This window comes from Spiroplasma corruscae (genome assembly GCF_002237575.1).
Taxonomy (GTDB): domain Bacteria; phylum Bacillota_I; class Bacilli_A; order Mycoplasmatales; family Mycoplasmataceae; genus Spiroplasma_A; species Spiroplasma_A corruscae.
On the sequence record NZ_CP022535.1, the window covers coordinates 294,718 to 314,853 of the forward strand.

Annotated in this window: 18 protein-coding genes and 5 tRNA genes; 22 read left to right on the plus strand and 1 reads right to left on the minus strand. The window is 25.4% G+C overall.

Annotated elements, in window-relative coordinates; all coding sequences use genetic code 4:
- The first annotated feature begins 2 nt into the window (after positions 1-2).
- From SCORR_RS01410 to SCORR_RS01440, 7 genes are all read left to right on the plus strand, one after another.
- Positions 3-887 carry a lysophospholipid acyltransferase family protein gene (locus SCORR_RS01410; protein ID WP_094048397.1) on the plus strand — a complete coding sequence of 295 codons (885 nt, stop codon included), beginning with the start codon at positions 3-5 and terminating at the stop codon, positions 885-887.
- Positions 888-896: 9 nt separating this feature from the next.
- On the plus strand, positions 897-2,207 hold the full coding sequence (locus SCORR_RS01415; protein ID WP_094048399.1) for a thymidine phosphorylase: 1,311 nt from the start codon (positions 897-899) through the stop codon (positions 2,205-2,207).
- 271 nt (positions 2,208-2,478) lie between these two features.
- Positions 2,479-2,554: transfer RNA gene (locus SCORR_RS01420), tRNA-Thr, on the plus strand.
- Positions 2,555-2,558: 4 nt separating this feature from the next.
- Positions 2,559-2,642, plus strand: a tRNA-Tyr gene (locus SCORR_RS01425).
- A gap of 5 nt (positions 2,643-2,647) precedes the next feature.
- Positions 2,648-2,722, plus strand: a tRNA-Gln gene (locus tag SCORR_RS01430).
- A gap of 10 nt (positions 2,723-2,732) precedes the next feature.
- Positions 2,733-2,808: transfer RNA gene (locus tag SCORR_RS01435), tRNA-Lys, on the plus strand.
- A gap of 7 nt (positions 2,809-2,815) precedes the next feature.
- Positions 2,816-2,904: transfer RNA gene (locus SCORR_RS01440), tRNA-Leu, on the plus strand.
- A gap of 532 nt (positions 2,905-3,436) precedes the next feature.
- Here the strand turns inward: SCORR_RS01440 and SCORR_RS01445 are convergent.
- Complete coding sequence (locus SCORR_RS01445) at positions 3,437-4,312, minus strand: hypothetical protein (RefSeq protein WP_094048400.1); 876 nt, start codon at positions 4,310-4,312, stop codon at positions 3,437-3,439.
- 235 nt (positions 4,313-4,547) lie between these two features.
- Between SCORR_RS01445 and rpmG the strand changes: the two genes are divergently transcribed.
- The 15 genes from rpmG (at position 4,548) to SCORR_RS01520 (ending at position 20,113) form a co-directional block, all read left to right on the plus strand.
- Complete coding sequence (gene rpmG, locus SCORR_RS01450) at positions 4,548-4,691, plus strand: 50S ribosomal protein L33 (RefSeq protein ID WP_094048402.1); 144 nt, start codon at positions 4,548-4,550, stop codon at positions 4,689-4,691.
- A 48-nt stretch (positions 4,692-4,739) separates the two neighbouring features.
- A complete protein-coding gene (locus SCORR_RS01455) occupies positions 4,740-5,804 on the plus strand; it encodes an aminopeptidase P family protein (protein ID WP_094048404.1) in 1,065 nt (354 codons plus the stop codon).
- Positions 5,805-5,808: 4 nt separating this feature from the next.
- Positions 5,809-6,531, plus strand: a complete 723-nt coding sequence (gene uppS, locus SCORR_RS01460; protein WP_094048406.1) for a polyprenyl diphosphate synthase — start codon at positions 5,809-5,811, stop codon at positions 6,529-6,531.
- Entirely contained in the window at positions 6,521-7,588 is a 1,068-nt protein-coding gene (locus SCORR_RS01465) for a phosphatidate cytidylyltransferase (RefSeq protein ID WP_094048408.1), read from the plus strand. Before uppS ends, SCORR_RS01465 begins: the two co-directional genes overlap by 11 nt.
- 1 nt (position 7,589) lies before the next feature.
- Entirely contained in the window at positions 7,590-8,717 is a 1,128-nt protein-coding gene (gene dxr / locus SCORR_RS01470) for a 1-deoxy-D-xylulose-5-phosphate reductoisomerase (RefSeq protein WP_157705318.1), read from the plus strand.
- A gap of 1 nt (position 8,718) precedes the next feature.
- Positions 8,719-9,930: a site-2 protease family protein gene (locus tag SCORR_RS01475; RefSeq protein ID WP_094048412.1), complete on the plus strand. Its 1,212-nt coding sequence runs from the start codon at positions 8,719-8,721 to the stop codon at positions 9,928-9,930.
- 13 nt (positions 9,931-9,943) lie between these two features.
- Positions 9,944-14,368, plus strand: coding sequence for a PolC-type DNA polymerase III (locus tag SCORR_RS01480; protein WP_094048414.1), 4,425 nt, complete (start codon positions 9,944-9,946; stop codon positions 14,366-14,368).
- 23 nt (positions 14,369-14,391) lie between these two features.
- Complete coding sequence (locus SCORR_RS01485; protein WP_094048416.1) at positions 14,392-14,874, plus strand: LSm family protein; 483 nt, start codon at positions 14,392-14,394, stop codon at positions 14,872-14,874.
- Between the two features lie 32 nt (positions 14,875-14,906).
- On the plus strand, positions 14,907-16,934 hold the full coding sequence (locus SCORR_RS01490; protein ID WP_094048418.1) for an ATP-binding cassette domain-containing protein: 2,028 nt from the start codon (positions 14,907-14,909) through the stop codon (positions 16,932-16,934).
- Between the two features lie 62 nt (positions 16,935-16,996).
- Positions 16,997-17,302: a hypothetical protein gene (locus SCORR_RS01495; RefSeq protein WP_157705320.1), complete on the plus strand. Its 306-nt coding sequence runs from the start codon at positions 16,997-16,999 to the stop codon at positions 17,300-17,302.
- A gap of 28 nt (positions 17,303-17,330) precedes the next feature.
- Positions 17,331-17,801 carry an rRNA maturation RNase YbeY gene (ybeY, locus tag SCORR_RS01500; RefSeq protein ID WP_094048422.1) on the plus strand — a complete coding sequence of 157 codons (471 nt, stop codon included), beginning with the start codon at positions 17,331-17,333 and terminating at the stop codon, positions 17,799-17,801.
- 29 nt (positions 17,802-17,830) lie between these two features.
- On the plus strand, positions 17,831-18,241 hold the full coding sequence (locus SCORR_RS01505) for a diacylglycerol kinase family protein (RefSeq protein ID WP_094048424.1): 411 nt from the start codon (positions 17,831-17,833) through the stop codon (positions 18,239-18,241).
- 1 nt (position 18,242) lies between these two features.
- The gene (gene cdd / locus SCORR_RS01510; RefSeq protein WP_094048426.1) at positions 18,243-18,647 is read left to right on the plus strand and encodes a cytidine deaminase; all 405 of its coding nucleotides are present in this window, start codon (positions 18,243-18,245) and stop codon (positions 18,645-18,647) included.
- A gap of 11 nt (positions 18,648-18,658) precedes the next feature.
- The gene (locus SCORR_RS01515; protein WP_094048428.1) at positions 18,659-19,363 is read left to right on the plus strand and encodes a hypothetical protein; all 705 of its coding nucleotides are present in this window, start codon (positions 18,659-18,661) and stop codon (positions 19,361-19,363) included.
- 33 nt (positions 19,364-19,396) lie between these two features.
- Positions 19,397-20,113, plus strand: a complete 717-nt coding sequence (locus SCORR_RS01520) for a hypothetical protein (RefSeq protein WP_094048430.1) — start codon at positions 19,397-19,399, stop codon at positions 20,111-20,113.
- Positions 20,114-20,136: the final 23 nt, after the last annotated feature.

Sequence of the window (20,136 nt, forward strand, 5' to 3'; positions counted from 1 at the left end):
CAATGTCAAAAAAATTAAAATATACACAAGATAGAGACCTTGCAACACCAGCAGAGTTTCACGAGGCTAAAACAAAAAAAGAAACTGCATATGTAAGAAAAGGAAAGTTTATTCTTAATTTTTATAATATTTGAAGAACTATTAAAAAAGCTAAAAAAGTTACTAAAAAAATTAAATTAGACCCAAATTTATATTCAGAAGAGTGAAGATACAATTGAGTTAAAAAGAAAAGTAAAAAAGTATTACAATTATTAAATGTCTATGTAGATGTTATTGGAGTTGAAAACTGGTTAGATAGAGGAGTAATAATTGCTTCTAATCATCAATCTAATATAGATCCAATATTAATGCTTGCTGTAAATGATTTTGCAAAACAACAACCTGTTGCTTTTATTGCAAAACAAGAACTTTGAACTCAAAAGATATTTAAACACTTTATGAATTTAATTGATAATGTACCAATCGATCGCAATAATCCAAGAAGTATTTATAACGCAATAAAAGAAGCTAAAGATTTAGTAACTGAGTATAAAAGAAGCGTAGTTGTTTTCCCTGAGGGAACAAGAAGTGCAAAACAAGAAATTAATGAATTTCAACCAGCAAGTATGAAAATAGCGCAAATGGCATATGTTCCAATAGTTCCGGTTACTATAATCGATTCTTACAAATTATTTGTTAAAAGACCAAAAGGTCAATTTAGAATAAAAATAATTTTTGGTAAACCAATGATGCCAGAAAAGTTTATTTCATTAAAAACAGAAATGTTAACTAAGAATGTTTATAAAGAAATTGATAAAAATATGAAAAAATACGAAAATTGAGACCCAATTAAACTTGGTATTAAACCAAAATTTGTTAATAAAAAAACTAGATGTTCATACTACTAGGTGCATAAAATGAGTTTTATTTCAATAATTGAGAAAAAAAAGAATAAAATAGAACTTTCTGAAGAGGAAATAAATTTTCTTATTGAAGGTTTTTTGTCTTCCTCAATAAAAGATTATCAAATGTCTTCTTTTTTGATGGTTGTTTATTTTCTTGGATTGACAGATAAAGAACTATTTTATTTTACAAAAGCAATGGTTAATTCAGGCTCTGTATACAAGTTAAAAGACATTATAGGACCTATAGCAGACAAACATTCAACTGGTGGAGTTGGAGATAAAACTAGCCTAATTTATGGTCCTTTGGTGGCTAAGTTTGGTGTTAAAGTAGCAAAAATTTCGGGTAGAGGTTTGGGAAAAACTGGTGGTACAATCGATAAACTTGAAAGTTGTACTGGTTGAACTAGTGAATTAACTGAGAGTGAATTTATAAATAATATTAATAATGTTGGAATATCAATAATTGGACAATCTAATGAGATAGTACCAGCTGATAAATTATTATATGCTTTAAGGGATGTTTGTGGAAGTGTTAATTCAATACCATTAATAGCATCAAGTATAATGTCGAAAAAATTAGCGATAAGAACAACTAGTATTGTTTTAGATGTAAAAGTTGGTAAAGGTGCATTTATGGAAAATATTGAAGATGCACTAATTCTTGCTAATAAAATGATAATTATCGGAAAACATTATAATAGAGATGTAAGTGTTATGCTAACTAATATGGATTATCCATTAGGCAATGCAATTGGAAATGCATTAGAAGTAAAGGAAGCTTGAGATACATTAAATGGTAATGGTCCAAAGGATTTAGAAGAAATTAGTATTTTAGCTGCTGCCATAACATTATTAGATAATAATATTTTTGATGATATTGAGGTTGCAAAGCTTAACCTAAGAAAAGTCATTAATGATAAAAGTGCTGCATATTTATTAAAAGATTTTGTAGAAAACCAAAATGGTGATTTTAATAAAATTATAAATTTTGATCAATATTTTAAAACAAAGTTTGAAATAGAAATAAGAGCTAATGATGATGGATATCTAGTCTATGAATCTGATAAATTTGGTTACTTATCAATGAACCTAGGAGCTGGAAGAAAAACTAAAAAAGATATAATAGATTATTCAGCAGGAATAAAATTACATAAGTCATCCGGGGAGTTTGTAAAGAATGGAGACTTATTATTTACAATGTACACAAATATAAATAATGTTCATCAATTTAATAAAATGGCTGCTTCGTGTTTTAAAATAGTTAAGCAAAATAATAATGAAAAATTAGTGCTAAAAGTAATTTCGAAACATTATAATTTATAATTTTTACTAATTATATATTGATTATTAAGGGGATTTCAAATATAATATAAATGTCTAAAGCAGGTAATAAAACATTAGCCCATATTGTTTATTTAGCCCTATTAAATATAATTATTTTTAATATATATATAATAAGCTTGTTTTAGATAGTAAGTACTCCGCCCTGAGTACTTTTTATTTTTTAAATAAAATAAAAAAAGAACAAAAGGCATTGACTTTTAATTAGTATTTTTTGTATAATTTAAAAGGTTCTTATTTTTATAGGACACTTGCTGACTTAGCTCAGTTGGTAGAGCAATTGACTAGTAATCAATAGGTCGAAGGTTCGAGTCCTTTAGTCAGCACCACAATGGGGAGATAGCGAAGTGGCTAAACGCGGGTGGCTGTAAACCATCTCCTAACGGTTCGGCGGTTCGAATCCGTCTCTCCCCACCACTTATTGGGCTATAGCCAAGCGGTAAGGCAATGGACTTTGACTCCATCATGCGCCGGTTCGAATCCTGCTAGCCCAGCCATATTTATTTCGTCTCGTTAGCTCAGCCGGTAGAGCAACTGGCTTTTAACCAGTGGGTCATAAGTTCGAATCTTATACGGGACACCATTAACAACCCCGGGTGGCGGAATTGGTAGACGCACTGGACTTAAAATCCAGCGGTTTTAATAGACCGTGCCGGTTCAAGTCCGGCCCCGGGGACCATTATAGGACTTGAGATAAAACACTTTAATAGTGTTTTTTTTTTTTTTTTTAAAAAAAGATGATTAATATTAAAAAAATTTTAAATGTAATTATAAACGAAATAATACTGTGTAATAACAAATTTTTTATTTTAAAATCTGAATTATATTTATATTTATGATACATTTTATTGTTTATAAAAAAATATTAAATTAAATAAAGTTTGTAGATATATATTAAAGGTAATTAAGGTATCATTTAATAATTACATATTAATTTTTTATCGTTACTAATATTAACAATTATTTATATATTAAAACTAAATAATTTTAAAGATTATTAGTTCTTGTTATAAATATATTATTTACAAAAAACATAAAACTATATAAAGGTGACTTATTCAATATAAACATAGCATGTTAATTTTGATGGTTTAATCACTATTATATTATTAATTAATTCATAATGAGTTAATAATATACAATCTTGATCTAAAGAAAACTTAAGTATATATCAAGCATAATAAAAACCATTCATATTCGAATGGTTTTTATTATCAATTTTTAATTAATGATTTTGAATCAAAATTTAAATCATATTTTGAAGAATTATATTGTTTAACATCAGATAAACTTATACTTCTAGATTCAGAACTGGTAGTTTCTCCTCCGCTACCTTCAGAAGTTTCTCCTCCGCTTTCAGCACCATTACCTCCAGAAGTTTCTCCTCCGCTTTCAGTGGCTGAACCAGTATTAATTTTATTAACAAGTTTAGCTTCTATTTCACTATCTAAGAAACTTTTACCTATTTGTGATACTAAACTTTCTAATGATTTATCAACTCACCCAGTTGTATCCTCTTCAAACCCAACTTCTCAGTCTACAACCTTACCATTTCTAATAATCAAGAACATAGGTGTAGCCTTAATCTTATCAAAATATTCTTTAACCTTTTCTTTAGCAACATTTTTCTGAATAGTTTCATTGCTACCGATATTTAGAGTTAGTTCATAATAAACTTCTGTTAGTTTATCAACTAATCAGGTAACTATGTTTTCACTTCATTTTTCTTTAAAATTATTTGCTTTTTCATCTATTACAAACTGACGTAAGTTTAGGTTATTGTTTAAAGTTTCACCATAACCAGTAAATGAATCGTTTAAGTTATTTAATGAACTAACATTGTTGTTATATTCACCTGATATTTGATTTAATTTATCATCGAAATATTGTTTATTGTATTCAATGTTAGATTCAAATTTTTGACAAAAATCACAATCTTTTGCACCAATATATAATAAAAAAGTTTCCTTATTATTTATTCATTGCAAGAATTCTTTATAATGCACATTTGAACTACATGAAACTACTGTTGCAGCACTTGAAGTTGCAATAGTTAATACTGACAATGTTGCAAGTATTTTTTTCAAATTAATCACTCCTAAATTACAAATATTATTTTACACATTTAATTATACAATTAGTATAAAAATATTACTTTATTACAAATATTTTATGTTTATAGTATAAAAGATTTAAATTTGTATTAAAATTAATAAGAACATAGAAATCTATGAGCATTTTTTAATCTTGTAAAAGACTATAAAGCAGTATTTTTTTATGATTAAATAAGTCAACTATATTTTATTTAGAGGAGGTATTAATATGCGTGAAGGAGTTATTTTACGTTGTACAGTATGTAAAGAAGAGAATTATATAGCTAAAAACGATAAAAGAAAAGATAAAATCGAAGTGAATAAACATTGTTTTAAATGTAATGCACATCAAACTCATAAACAAAAAAAATAGATTGTTTTTCAACTTTGGGGTTGGTTTCGATTGATAGGAGATAAAAATATGAAAAAAGAAATTCTTAATAAAATTCTTGAAGAAACTAATTCTCAAGCAATATTATTATATTCACCACAAAATAGGTATTGATTCTCTAGATTTAATTCTAGTTTAGGATATATTTTATATACAAAAGATGAAAGCGTTCTATTTTTAGATGGTAGATATATTACAGCTGCTAGAGAGTCTAATTCATTAGTTAACATAAACAAAGTTTTAGAATTTAAAAAGATTTACGAGTTATTAAATTCTGAAATAGAAAAAAAAGGAATAAAAAAAATATTATTTGAAAGTGATTGAGTATTTTATAATCAGGCAGAATCATTTAAGAAATTTTTAAACGCTGAAGTTGAGGGCTATAATTTTGATTGTGTCAGAATGATTAAAGATCAATGAGAAATTGAACAAATACGTAAAGCTTGTGACATAACCCATGAAGTATTTCTTGATGTTTTATCATACGTAAAACCAGGGATTACTGAAAAAGAACTTTCAAATTATGTGACCAACTCTTTTTTAACAAAGGGTGCAGATAAACTTAGTTTTGATACAATTGTTGCAAGTGGTAATAATGGAAGCAAACCACACGCTGTCCCGTCTGACAAAATTATTCAAGAGCATGATTTTGTTACATTAGACATGGGTTGTTCATATAATGGGTATTGTTCAGATCAAACTAGAACATTTGTGATGACATCTGACAATGATGCAGTGTTAAAAGAAATTTATCAAATTGTTTATGATGCTCAAGAGTTAGGAATTAAGGCTATTAAACCAGGTGTTAAAACTAATGATATTCATAAGATTTGTTATGATTACATTGAATCAAAAGGTTATGGACAATACTTTACACATGGTACAGGACATGGATTAGGTATTGAGATTCATGAAGAACCATATAATTCTGTATCAGGAGACAAAGTTCTTAAAGAAGGTATGTGTATAACTGTAGAACCAGGTATCTATATTCCTGGCACTGGTGGAGTAAGAATCGAAGATGACATTTTAGTTACTGAAAATGGATTTGATTACTTAACCACTCCTTTAAGAAAGTTACAAGTAGTAAAATAATAAGGTGGTCAATATTACAAATATAAAACACATTGCTCTTATCATGGATGGTAATGGTAGGTGAGCAAAAAAATTTCATAGACCAAGAACGTATGGTCATAGAGTTGGTATGCAAAACATATGACCAACCATTTTAGCAATAAAGAAGCAAAAAATTAAATATGCTTCTTTTTATTGTTTTTCGACAGAAAATTGAAATAGACCGACTCAGGAAGTAGATTTTTTGATTAAATTTCCAGTTGACTTATTTAATACTAAAAAACGTGATAAGTACCTCAAAAATGACATTAAAGTAATTTGGATAGGTAGAAGAGATAAGTTGCCAAAAGAAACAAGAGAAGCTATTGAAGAAATGGAAGATCTAACAAAAGATTGTAAATCATTAATATTTAATATATGCATTGATTATGGTTCATTTAATGAGATTGAACATGCAACAAAATTATTATTAAAGGATTACATTAATTCAAAAAAAAACATAGAAGAATTTAGTATTAACGAATTATTTAATAAGTTATATACAAAAGACTCACCACCAGTTGATTTACTTATTAGAACAAGCGGAGAACAGAGATTAAGTAATTTTATGTTATTACAAGTATCATACGCAGAACTTTATTTTACAAATAAGCATTGACCTGAGTTTTGTGAAAAAGATTTAGAACTAGCTATTGATAGTTTTAATAATAGAGATAGAAGATTTGGAGAAATAAGAAATGTTAAATAATGAAATCATTAGTAATGACACAACAATTGAAGCAGAGGTAGGTTCAAATAGATTTAAGTCAAAAAATGCTATTTCAAACTTTAAAAAAAGAATTATTACTTCTGTAATCTTTTTAATCTTTTTAGTTTTCTATATTAGTTTAGGGGCTCTATATACATTAATGGGTAAAACTAAAGATATTGAAATTACTGCTTACTTCTCATTTTTAATTACAATAGTTATTTTAGTAGCATCACAATATGAAATAAATAAGGCTACTAAGCTTGATAAATGATATGTAACTGGCACAATAATTTTTATTTCATTAGTTATTTTCTTATTTCCGGTTAATTCAAACTTATACAGAAATTTATCATTTTATAGTTATTTAAATCTAAGTGTATGAGTTCAATCTTGACAATTACCATTAATTATTTTCTTATTCTTCTTAATAATAGTTGTATATGCAGCATTAACTGCTAATAAGAATTTAAAAGGTGCCTTAATAAATTTTTCAACAACATTAATAATAGTTTTAGCTCTTAAAGCATTTGTAATTATTTCTTTATCAAGAATTGATTTTAATGACACAACAATTGGAAGATTTTCATTTAATACAGTTGTTTGAGTTTGACTTATTATAATTTTAAATGATTCTTTTGCTTACTTAGGTGGTATGAGATTTGGTAAAACAAAGTTAGCACCAAAAATAAGTCCAAAAAAAACATGAGAAGGGGCTGCAATTGGGGCTTCTGTATCATTCTTATTTGGTCTTACATATGCATTAGTTTTTTATTTTTGTAATCAAGAGAATAAGCCACTATTTGAAATTATGTCTTCGTTAGGTAACAAATCAACTGCATTAGAAATTTCAATGTATGTATTACTTTCTATAGCATTCCCATTTATTGGACTTTATGGTGATTTATTATTTTCATGAGTTAAAAGAGTATTTAATATAAAAGATTTCTCAAGATTATTACCTGGACATGGTGGATTATTAGATAGATTAGATTCAATACTATTTTCATTATTTATTCTATTTATTTTAGTAGTTGTAGGAAGTAGTGTATATTAAAATGAAAAGAATAGTTTTATTTGGTGCATCAGGTAGTATTGGGCAACAGTCGTTAGATATTTTAAAAGGATTAAAAGATGATTTTGAATTAATCGCTATATCTGTTGGGAAGCGAAATGAAACTATAAGCTCAGTAGTTCAAGAATTTCCTACTATAAAAAAAGTTTATTCTTTTGATATTCCATGAAAACTAAAAAGAGAATATAAATCTATTGAATTTGTCGATAATAATATTGAAAGTTTATTAGATCTGAAACCAGATATTGTAATAAATGCAATTAGTGGAATTAAAGGTTTGAACATTACAATTAATTCTATCAAGAAAGGAATAACTTTATTAAACGCAAATAAAGAATCAATTGTTGTCGCAGGGAACTTAATAAATAACCTATTACAAGAAAACAAAAAAGCAAAATTATATCCTCTTGATTCAGAACATTGTGCAATTTTTCAATGTATAGAAGAAGAGAATAAAATTAAAAAATTAGTATTAACTGCATCTGGTGGACCATTTAGAGATTATACTCTTGATGAAACTAAAAAAGTAACTCTTAAAGATGCTTTAAACCATCCTAATTGATCAATGGGTAAAAAAATCACTATTGATAGTGCTACAATGTTTAATAAAGCGCTAGAAATAATTGAAGCCTACCATTTGTTTAAAACAAAAAGAATTGATGTTATTGTTCATAAAGAATCAGTAGTTCATTCAATGGTTATGTTTGAGGATAACAGTATTAAGGCACAACTCTCTTACCCAGATATGAGACAAGTTATAAATTATTTTCTTAACTATCCTTCAAGAAAAACATATGATGGTCAAAAGGACTTAGATTGAGAAAAAGGGTTTAATCTAAGTTTTAAAAGAATTAGTGCATCAAGATTTATACCAATTGAGTTAGCAATGAAATGCATTAGTTCAAAAAATTCAAAATCAATTGCATTAAATGCAGCAAATGAAGTTTGTGTTGATATGTTTTTAAATGGTTTAATTAGTTTTTATAATATTACTTTGTTTGTAAAAAAAGTTTTTGATGAAGTAGAAGATATAGAGTTAGATAAAATTGAAGATATATATGAATTTGATAAAAGAGTAAGAAATAAAACAAAAGAAATGATTGAGGTTTAGAATGAGTGCTGGAATGATTGTTTTAGGTATAATTGTTGGTATATTTACTTTATTAGTAATAATAACAATTCATGAATTAGGCCACCTATTAGTAGCTAAGTTATTTAAGGCGTATGTTTATGAATTTTCTATTGGGTTTGGTCCAAAGTTATTTTCGATTAAAACTAAAGAGACTTGAATTACATTTAGAGCTATTCCCTTAGGTGGTTATTGTTCAATTGCATCAGATAAAGCTGATCCACCAAAAGGTAGGGAAAATGAGATTGTTCCAGATGAAAGAAAACTAGACTATATAGCAAGGTGAAAAAAAATGTTCTTCATTCTTGCAGGTCCTTTTGTAAATCTTTTATTTGCGTTATTATTATTTACTTTCATTTTCGCAATTGTACAACATAAAAAAAATGATATGACATATTTTGGTGCAGTTTATGATCAAGATAAAGTTGCAGCAAAGGCAATTAAAGATAAGGAAGAATCAATTAATTACGTTGGACAAGAATTTGTTATATGAGGTTTTAGACTAACATCAGATGAAAGAAATGGTACTAATCCTATTTTTGATAATATTTGCATAGATAGTACTAATGATGAATGTTCAAATGCAATAAATTTGAAAGAAAATAAGCAAGCGGTTGATTATAAAAAAACTGTCTATAATTTTATTGATAACTTGGCCAAAGTTGAAGATTCTGATAATAATGTAAAAATAAATTTTTCTTATAAAGAAGTCGATAAATATACTGGAATTGCATTATCTGATATAAAATATACAAAAGAATTTGATTATAAAAAGGGAGAGACAGTCGGTATTTCAGCGCCCACAAGATTGTATAAAAATAGTACAGTTGCATATGGAGCGGGTTGGGCAGAAACTTTTAATGCATCAGTAATGTTTCTAAAAGCTATAGGTAATTTATTTGTAGGTAACTTTGGTGGATTATCAGGTCCTGTTGGTGTTGCAAAACAATCTGCTCAAGTACTAAACTCAGCTGAAGATTATTTTTTATTTGCTGCAACAATATCAGCAAACTTATTTATATTTAATTTATTATTCTTCCCACCATTGGATGGTTATAGATTGATCGAAAACTTCTTTGAAATGGTTTTAAAAAGAGAATTATCACTAAAATATAAAATTATTGTTAATACAATTGGATTTATAGTATTTTTATTATTAATAATTGCAGTTACAATTAAAGATATAATTGGTTAACTAAGGGGAATTAATGAATTTACAAACATTTTTAAATAAAATAAATATTTCTTTCGAAGATAAATATATTGATAATTTAAAAGAATGTAAAGTAGATAAAAAAATTGTAATAAACACAGTTGAAAATTCTATTAAAGTTACATTTAATTTAAATAATTTTTTTGATACAAAATTTCTTGAAGTATTTGAAAAAAAAATAAGCTCATGCAAAAGTTTTGACATTAAGTTTTCTTTTAATGTTACAAATAAAAATTATAATAAAGAAACTATATGAGATTATATTCTTTATATTAAGGATCATAAATCTGATTTTAAGTCTGGAGCAATAAGTTCTTTAGATTTTAATTCAATTAATTATGATGAAAATACTAAGAAAGTAGTTTTTTTAGTATCAAGCTCAGTTGAAAAAGAAATGATATCAAATCATATTGATTACTATAGTTCAAAACTAAATAAATATGGTTTTGAGAGTCTATCATTTAAAATTATCGTAAAAGAAAATCATGATAATATAATTAGCATGATTAATGATGAATATGATAAAGTAAAAGCTACAAATGTCACTAAACCTATCGAAACTAGTCAACAAAAAATTGTTAAACCTAGATACAAAAGTAATAACGCTTTGTTAGATAATCCCGATTACAAAACATTATTAGATTTAGAAGAAAATGCTCAGAACGTGACTATACATGGACAAGTAATTGCAAAAGAAACTCGCAAATCAAAATCAAATAGAAACTTTTACAATATATCTATTACTGATAAAACTTCTTCAATTGTCTGTATTTATTTTCCTAAAAATGATGACCCAACATTTTTTGATGATTTAAATGACAATAACAATAAGTATTTAGAACAATATAAGGATGAGTTAATTGGTGTAAATGATTGAGTTGCTTTGAATGGAAATTACACTTATTCTACGTTTGATAAGAATTTTGTATTCTACATAAACAAGTTTAAAAAGTTACCTCCAAAAGATACATTAAGAAAAGATAATGCAAAAATAAAAAGAGTAGAACTTCATACACATACTAAAATGTCTGTTATGGATGGTGTTAGTAGTGTAAAAGATTATATTAATACTGTAAAAAGTTGGGGATGAAATTCAATCGCGATTACCGATCATTTAAACGTACAATCTTTTCCCGAAGCCTATGCTGCATTAAATACGATTAATAAAAAAGATACTTCAAATCCAATTAAACTAATTTATGGTAGTGAACTATGTTTATTAAATGAAGATTTTTGAATTGTTAAAAACCCTAAAAAGCAAAATTTAAGAACAGCTAAGTTTGTTGTATTTGACTTAGAAACAACTGGTTTATCACCAGAATTTGATGAAATAATTGAATTTGGTGCAAATGTTTATGACTATGCAAAAGGAACTTCGACTAGGCATGATATATTGATTAAACCAAAAAATAGCATTAGTAAATTCACAACAGAATTAACAAATATTACTAATGAAATGCTTTCAAATAAAAATAGCATTGAGATTGAATTTAAAAATATATTATCAATTATTAAAGATGGAATTTTAATTGCTCATAACGCAAATTTTGACTTTAACTTTTTACAATCTTGATCATATAAATTAGGGTTTGGGGTTTTAGAAAATACTGTTATAGATACTTTAACGCTTGCTAGAGTATTAAAACCAGATTTAAAAAACCATAGACTTGGTACAGTTGCTAAGGCTTTTGGAATACTATATGATGAGAAAAATGCTCATAGGGCTGATTATGATGCTGAAGTTTTAACAAATATTTATGAACATATCTGAAATTATGCTAAGAAAATTGAAAGCATTGATTTTGATGTTGATTGAAATAAATTTGAACCTAAGGATATTTATACAAATGAACATTACAAGAGAATAAAAGGATTGCACGTAAATGTATTAGCCAAAAATCAAGACGGGTTAAAAGATTTGTATAAAATTATTTCATATTCACATGTAAAAAATTACTTAGGTAGTCCTAAGATTTTTAAATCTGTATTACAAGAGTTCAGAAAAAAAGATAATATTTTATTAGGTTCTGGTTGTCAAAACGGTGAAATTTTTGAACTAATAAGAACAGGAACTGATGTTGACTTAAAAAAAGCTATTAGTTTTTATGATTATATTGAAATCCAACCACTTAGTGTTTATAAAAAACTCTTAGCTATAAATGAATTATCAATAGATAAATTAAAAAAATGCTTACTGAAAATTATAAAATACGCAAAAGAGCAAAACGTAATGGTAGTAGCTACTAGTGATGCACATTATATAAATCCTGATGATAAAGTTATTAGAGATATTTACATTAATACAAAAGGATTAGGTGGGGTTTATCATCCGTTATATGATTTTAGACAAAGGGTAAATGATAATCCAGATCAATTTTTAAGAACCACTGATGAAATGCTAGAAGAATTTAATTGACTCGATAAAGATTTAGCGTTTGAAATAGTTGTGACAAATTCAAATATTATAGCAGATAAAATTAGTGCTGATATTAAACCATTAAAGTCTGGATTATACACTCCAAATATAGATAATGTAGATAAATTGTTAACTGAAGAATGCTACAAAAATGCTAAGTCTATATATGGAGATAATTTACCAGAAATTGTAGAAAAAAGATTAGAAAAAGAACTAGCATCAATCATAAAACATGGTTTTGCGGTTGTTTATTGAATAAGTCACCTTTTAGTAAAGAAATCAAATAACGATGGATATTTAGTTGGAAGTAGAGGTTCTGTTGGTAGTTCGTTAGTAGCTACAATGGCGAATATTACTGAAGTTAATCCATTAAAATCGCATTACATTTGCAAAGAATGTAAATTTTCAAATTTTGAAGTTGATTCAAAATATAAATGTGGTTTTGATTTACCAAAAGCAGTTTGTCCAAACTGTAAAAATGAATTAATTGGTGATGGTCATGACATTCCGTTTGAAACCTTTCTTGGATTTGATGGTGATAAGATTCCAGATATTGACCTAAATTTTTCTGGAGAGTATCAAGGAGTAGCTCATAACTTTATTAAAGAACTATTTGGAGAAAATAATGTATTTAGAGCTGGTACCATTTCAACCGTTGCTGAAAAAACAGCTTATGGTTATGTATTGGGACATTTTGAAAAAAATAATATACCTCAAGAATCAATGAGAAGGGCGGAAATTTTTAGACTTGCACAATTGTCAACAGGTGTAAAAAGAACAACAGGACAACACCCTGGTGGAATTATAATATTACCTAAAGAGTATGAGATTGAAGATTTCACTCCTGTTAATTATCCTGCGGATGATGATGATAGTGATTGATTAACAACACATTTTGATTTTCATTCAATTCATGACAATCTTTTAAAAATGGATGTTCTTGGACATGTTGACCCAACAGCTTTAAAAATGTTAAAAGACTTAACCGGCATTGATCCAATTAATATTCCAATTAATGACAAAAAAATCTACAATTTATTTTCAAATTTAACTTCGTTAAATTTATCTCCTAATGATATTAATGGAGAAACAACTGGTGCTTTGGGTCTTCCGGAGTTCGGTACGCAATTTGTTAGATCTATGTTAAGAGAAACTCAACCAAAAACATTTGCTGACTTAGTTCAAATTTCAGGATTAAGTCATGGAACCGATGTTTATATTGGAAATGCACAACATCTTATAAAAAATAATATTGCAAATATTTCTACTGTAATTGGTTGTAGAGATGAAATCATGGTTTACTTAATGTCAAAAGGCTTAAGTGATTCAATTTCATTTAAAATTATGGAGGATGTAAGAAAAGGTAAGGGACTTACAAAAGAGTATATTGAATTAATGAAAAATAATAATGTACCAGAATGATATATTGATAGTTGTCAAAAGATAAAATACATGTTTCCAAAGGCTCATGCTACAGCATATGTTTTAATGGCGTATCGTGTTGCATGATATAAGGTATACTATCCTGAGGAATATTACGCAACTTGATTTTCAACAAGAACAGATTTTTTTGATTTAGAAACTTCTTTAAATGGTAAGGATGCTATTCTTAAAAAGATAAATGAAATTAAACATAAAATTAACAACAAAGAACCAGTATCTTATAAAGAAAATAGTCTATTACAAGTGTATGAAGTTATACTAGAAATGTTTGCTAGAAATATTGAGTTTAAAAATATAGATTTTAATGTTTCTGATGCCACAGCATTTAAAGTGGTGATAGAAGAGGGTAGAAAATTTATATATCCTTCATTTAATGTTATTGATTCGTTAGGTGAAACAGTAGCAAACTCAATTGTTAATGCTAGAAATGAAAGACAAATTATTACGTTAGATGATTTAAAAAGAAGAACTCAAGTTACACAAACACAAGTTGAAATTTTTAAGAAGTTAAATATATTAAGTTCTCTGAGAAATGATGACCAACTGTCATTTGATTTCTAAAATAAGGCTAAAGGAAAAATACAATGAATTTAAAAAATATAATTGAAGAAAAAAAACAAGAAGTTATCAATATTTTGCATAAATGTAATTTATCTTTATATGAAATTAATTTTACAAAAGAGTTTGACTCTAACGTAATACAATTTTTAGTAGAAAATATTGATATTAGTATTTTAAATATAGATTTCGATAATTTAATAAAGGCAAATGAGAGTATTTCTGAATGACTTGATGAAATAGATAACACTAATGAAAAATATTTATTAGAAGTTTCAAGCGCTGGTGCTGAAAGACAAATTAAGAATGAAGAAGTATTAAAAAATTGTATTAACAGATATGTATACATAATTCTAAAAGAAGAAGTAGAAGGTTTTAAAGAATTTAATGCAGTATTATCAGAAATAAATAATTATTATGTATTCACAATTAATCTAAAAGGTAGAATGAAAAAAATAAAATTAAAATGAGAGCAAATAAAATTAATTAGATTTGCAATAAAATTTTAATTTTTTTTATCGATTTATATAATGGGTGAATTATGAGTTTCAGGTTTCAAACACAAACAAATGAAAATGATTGTGGAGTAGCTGTATCAAGTATGTTAATTAATTTCTATTGTAAGAAAAATTATACTTTAGAAGAAGTCCGTTATGTAAATAATATTAGTAATGAAATGTTAAGTATGTATGACATAGAAAATATTTTACTTAATTATGGTATAGAATTTACTTCTTATAGTTGTAGTTTTGAGGAACTATTAACTTTAGATTTTAATAAACCAATACTATTGAATATACTAAACGCTAAAAAAGAAGAGCACTTTATATTATGTCTAAAAAAAAGTAAAGATAAGTTTCTAGTTGCTGATCCAGTTAATAAAGATATTAAATGAGAAAGTATAGAACATATAAAGAAACATTATCAAGGCTACATTGGTATTTCTAAGTTAGTAAAAAAAATAATTTTTAAAAATAAAAAATTAGTTAATTGATTTACTTATTTAAGTAATTATAAAGTCTTTATATATTTCACTTTATTTTTATCATTAATTATAAATTTTTTCATTATTCTAAATAGTAACTTTTTAAAAAAATTTATTAGTGAAATAAATATTAATGATATTGAATACAAAAATAAATTTTTTTTAGTTTTTATTTTTTTTAGTACAGTTGAAATAATTGTAACCTTTATATTAAAAGTATTTATAAATAAATTAAAAAATAGATTAAGAAGAAATATATTTCAAGATTATCGCGATAAGTTGATGTCATTATCTATTGAGAAATTTCATTCCAATAAAAAAGAAGTTTGATTAAAGAAAATAAGTTACATTAACGATATAGTTGATTTTGTAGTAGACTTTACTATTACTTTACCAATTGAGTTTTTATTATTTTTACTTACTTTAATAATATTAATCAATATTTCTCCTGTTATATTAATTTTGATGCTAATTGATAACTTCTTTATAATTATTGTATCTATATTTTTTACAACATTATTAAAAGATAAATATATTAGGTTTGAACAAAGATCTATTAAGTTTTCGAAAAAAGTAAGAGAGTTTGTTGATTCGTTTGAAGAAATAAAGTATAAAGGGATAAAAAAGAAGTTCCAGAAAGATTTGAATTTAGATTCGATAGATTTGTATAATAGTTCAGACGAGTTAATTGAACTTAAGACTAAGATTTCTGTTATAAATAATTTTATTAATACTTTTTTTTACTATTTAATATTTTATACATCTTATTTATTAATTTTAAAGAATAACTTTTCGGTCACAGAGTTGTTATTCTATACATCAATAAGTATTCACATAAACTCTTTCTTTAATAATTTAAATGCATTTGCTTGTAACATGCAAAATTATAGAATTGCTAGCTCCAATTTGTTCTTTCTTTTTGAAGATGTATTTAAATCTAAATCTTCTACCTTTATTGAAAAAGTTGATAAGATTGAGTTCATTAATATTTACAAGTATATTAGCAGCAAGAAATGTATCAATAACTTTAATTACAGTTTTAAAGGAAACACATTTGTATATGGTAGAAGTGGGTCCGGTAAAACAAGTATATTAAAATTAATTTCAGGACATTTAGAGAGCTATGAAGGAAAAATATTGATTAATGACAAAGACTTTCAAGAAATTAATATAAATGATTATCAAAATAAAATAATGTACTTAGGTCAATATGATTATATATTTGATGGAACTGTATGAGCTAATATCCAACAGTTTAAAAACAAAATAGATATGAACATCTTTAAAACTTTTAACTTTTTTGAAATATTAAAGAATAATTGTATTGATATAAATAAAGAAATTTATGATAACGGAAATAATCTTAGTAAAGGTCAGAGACAAATTATAAATTTTATAAGTTTATTTTTTACTAATAAAGATGTTTATTTAATTGACGAACCATTAAGCAATGTCGAAAAGGATACTGCTTATTATTTGTTTAAAACATTTTATGAATACAAAAAGAAAAGTTTAATTATAATGTGTGATCATGATTTAACTTATAAGAACTTTTTTCCTAATAGAGTGGAGGTATCATCATAAAAAAGTCGTGAAGAGTATTGTTAATTACAAATATTTTATCTCTATTAATTTTGATTGGTATAATGTTAATAACTATTCCGAATATTGTTGTTGGAAATATTTATATAGATAAGTTCATTAATAAATTTGATGAAATTGATAATGAATATTACATAATTACTCAATCAAAAATTAATATATCTGATATAAATAAGTTATTTATTGATAATAGTTCTTTCAGAATAGAAGTTGATATGAGTAAAGTTATACTTGATAATGGATTAATTAAAGTAGAGGACGAAGAAATAAAATCAAGCATTAAAAATAATGACACTGTATACATTTATCTAAGTAATAAATCTCTACTTACTTATCTTATATTTGATTAATTATTGATATAATCATAATGGTGAAAATATGAAAGATAAAATTTATTTTGTTTATGAAGTTGATTTAGCTAAACTTAAGTCATATGAAAAAGTATTATACAAATTACTTAAGTTTACTAAAAAATACCTAAATATTAATAAAAGATTATCTTTTTCCTTAAATTATATCAAAGACGAAAAATCAGTTTATCTAAATAAAACATATCGAAATAAAGACTATATTGGTGATGTATTGTCATTTCCTATTGATGATGAGTACAATATTTATTCTCAATTAAAGTATAAGGAAATTGGTGATATTTTTATAGCACCACATGAGGCCAAAAGAAAGTCTTTAAAACAAAAAAATAGCTTTAAAACAGAGATATCTTGATTGTTTGTACATGGGTTATTGCATATTTTGGGTTTTGATCACCAAGTTAATGAAGAAGCGAATGTAATGTTTAAATTAACTGATGATATTTTAAGTAAAATAAAGGTTAATTATAGTTATAATTAAGATATATAAAAATTTTTAAGAAGGTAATTATGGCAAAAAAGAAGTTCTCAAAAAGAGCAAAAGTAAGAATTAGGCTAAAAAATAAGTTTGTTAATGCAGCAAGAGGAGTATATACTGCTTTTAAAGAGGAATCTACATTAATTGTTTACCTAATTGCAATTATTATTGCAATTGCATTAGGTATTTGAATTAAATTAGATTTATTAAGCTGGTCTATTATTATACTTACAATAGGTGTTTTGCTTGGCTTTGAATTTTTAAATACTTCAATTGAGAATTTTGTTGATTTACTAAGCTTTGAGTATAATATAAAAGCTAAAAAAATAAAAGATATTTGTGCAGCTGCCAGTATTATAAATTCAATATTAGCAGTAGTAATTAGTTTCTTAATTTACTTACCACCATTAATCGATAGGATTAGTGAGATGATTGGTAATTAGTATGAGAGATTATGTTCAAATTTTTAATCATTTAAATGAAATTAAAAAAAACTGTTATTCTCCTTATTCAAACTATAAAGTAGTATGTTCATTTTACTTAAATGAGGGTATTGTAATCAACGGAGTTAATATTGAAAATGTTGCTTATAATCCAACAATTTGTGCTGAACGTTCTGCTATTGCACAATTTATTTCAAGTGGTAAGATTAATAGTAAGTTAGACTTTGTTGCATTATATGCAGATTCGAAAGTTCCTGTTTATCCTTGTGGAACTTGTAGACAAACACTAATTGAATTTTTAGATGGGAAAACAGAGGTCTTGATATTTAATAATCAAGGTTTTGTTGAATCTCATAAACTTGAAGAATTTATCCCATATTCATTTAATCTTAAAAACATTAAATAGGAAGGAGCAATATGTATTATACAAAAGAAACTTTCTGAGTAAAAACTGGTACACAGTTCATATGATTTTTTGCCACATATAAAAATATTGATGTTTCAATTGATGAGTTAGAAGATTTTATTACTAATAAAGATTATCTAAATTCAAAAGTTCCTTATATATTCAATGATGAAATTATTAATTTGGTAAAAGCTTGAGACTATATAAGATTAGTTGTATTAAAATATAAATTAGACGATCAAAATTTAATTAAACTAAAAACATTAATTGATAATGAGGTTTTAACAACAATTTATAGACTAATTGACCCAAATGAAAAGTTTATAGATTCTTTTGATGAAAATCTTGAAAATAAATTTAAAGTAAAACTTAATGATTTACTATGTTTATTAGATGATAATGATAATCTAAGCGAAATTATAGAAAAATTTTGTTTTTACCTTTATGAATTTGTTGTTTTTGATTATTTAGGTGAATATACTATTTTATTTTATTGTTATTTTATTCAGTTAGTGTTTATTTGTAAGGACTATGGCCCTGTTATGTTTAATGATATTGCTGATTTTAATAATGTTATTAATTTAAGCAAAAAAATAAAATTGTTTATGGAAACAAATGATAAGAGTAAATGAAAAAATTGTGAAGAATTAAATCAAGTAGAAACTATATGGAATGACAAAGTTGAGTTTTTTAAACTTATTAAAGATAATTTCTAATATGATTTGCGAAATTTATAGAAGGTAATTGTTATGTTATATATGAATAATAATTTTTGGATAAAAACTGGTATTGATCATACTAAAAACTTACTAAAGTTTATTGGTAATGACTTTGATGATACAAAATTTTTAAATGAGACTTTTACAAATTTATTTACAAAAAATTTAAAAGATTTAAATATTGAAGACGGTAAATTAAAATCATATGTATTAAGTTGATTTGAGTTAAAAAATATTATTGTGAATTGAAAAGAAAAGTCATCAAAGGATAATTCCTTTAGAATAGAAATGAAACATTTTGAATCATTATATATGATAATTGACAAAAATGGTACTTATTGACAGTTTTTCCAAGAAGTAAGTGATGAAAAAGAAGAATTTGAGATTGAAATAAATAAAGTCTTTCAAAAAGTATTAAAAACTAAATACTTGAAACCTACACTTGAAAAACTACTAATTTTTTGTCATAAGATATATTTAGATGGTTTATTTGGAAGGTATACTAGTCTTTTTGTTTGGTTGTTACTACAACTCTTTTTAATTTTTAAAAATTTTGCTCCAATAATTACATTAGTTGATAAAAATACTCAAATACTTTGATTATTTCCTCTAATAAATATGTTATATAATGAATTAAGTTGTTTACCTATGGCAAAATGAAAAAGGTCTCCATATTTTAAAAAGGTATTTAATTATTGTTATGCAAATTCATATAGTTATAAGATTAAAATAAAAAATATTTTATAAATTAAACTATGTATTATCATAGT